This is a genomic window from Pseudomonas sp. CM27 (assembly GCF_013179515.1).
In the GTDB taxonomy this organism is placed as follows: Bacteria; Pseudomonadota; Gammaproteobacteria; order Pseudomonadales; family Pseudomonadaceae; genus Aquipseudomonas.
Genome location: NZ_JABMCN010000465.1, coordinates 1 through 929 on the forward strand (window position 1 = coordinate 1; position 929 = coordinate 929).

The following is a 929-nucleotide window of genomic DNA, read 5'->3' on the forward strand; positions in this document are numbered from 1 at the left end:
CCACCGTAGTGATGATGGGCGCGGCCGCGGCCATGCTGTTCCTTGGCGGGGTGGGGCTGTTCCGCTTCAGCCTGATGGTGGTGCTGGCCGTGGTGGCGGTATTCGTGCTGGTCCAGGCACAGCCCTACCGGATGGCGCGGCTTATCACCTTTACCGACCCCTGGTCCGACCAGTTCGGTTCGGGCTACCAGCTGACCCAGGCACTGATCGCGTTCGGCCGTGGCGAGTGGCTGGGCGTTGGCCTGGGCAACAGCGTGCAGAAGCAGTTCTACCTGCCCGAAGCGCACACCGACTTCGTGTTCTCGGTACTGGCCGAGGAGCTTGGCGTGGTCGGCTCGCTGGTGACCATCGCGCTGTTCGTGTTCGTCACCGTGCGCGCGCTGTACATCGGCCTGTGGGCCGAGAAGGCCAAGCAGTTCTTTGCCGCCTACATGGCATTCGGCCTGGCTTTCCTGTGGATCGGCCAGTTCCTGATCAACATCGGCGTGAACGTCGGCCTGCTGCCGACCAAGGGCCTGACCCTGCCGTTCCTCAGCTACGGGGGCAGCTCTCTGGTGATCTGCTGCGCCTGTGTGGGGCTGTTGTTGCGCATCGAGTGGGAAAGCCGCACGCACCTGGGCAGCGAGGAACACGAATTCAGCGAAAGCGATTTTGCCGAGGAGACCAATCATGGCCGCTGACGGCAAGAACGTACTGATCATGGCGGGCGGCACCGGGGGCCACGTGTTCCCGGCCCTGGCCTGCGCCCGTGAGTTCCAGGCGCGTGGCTACAGCGTGCACTGGCTGGGCACCCCGCGTGGCATCGAGAACGAGCTGGTGCCCCAGGCTGGCCTGCCATTGCACCTGATCCAGGTCAGCGGCCTGCGCGGCAAGGGCAAGCTGTCGTTGCTCAAGGCGCCCTTCACCCTGGTCAAGGCCGTGCTGCAGGC

At 65.4% G+C, this 929-nt stretch carries 2 protein-coding genes; both read left to right on the forward strand.

Going from position 1 to position 929, the window contains the following annotated elements; genetic code table 11:
• A partial coding sequence (locus HP547_RS28975; protein WP_172288931.1) for an FtsW/RodA/SpoVE family cell cycle protein occupies window positions 1-680 on the forward strand: 680 nt, incomplete at its 5' end.
• The coding region (locus HP547_RS28980; protein ID WP_172288933.1) for a glycosyltransferase at window positions 670-929 on the forward strand (260 nt) is incomplete at its 3' end. The genes HP547_RS28975 and HP547_RS28980, both read left to right, overlap by 11 nt.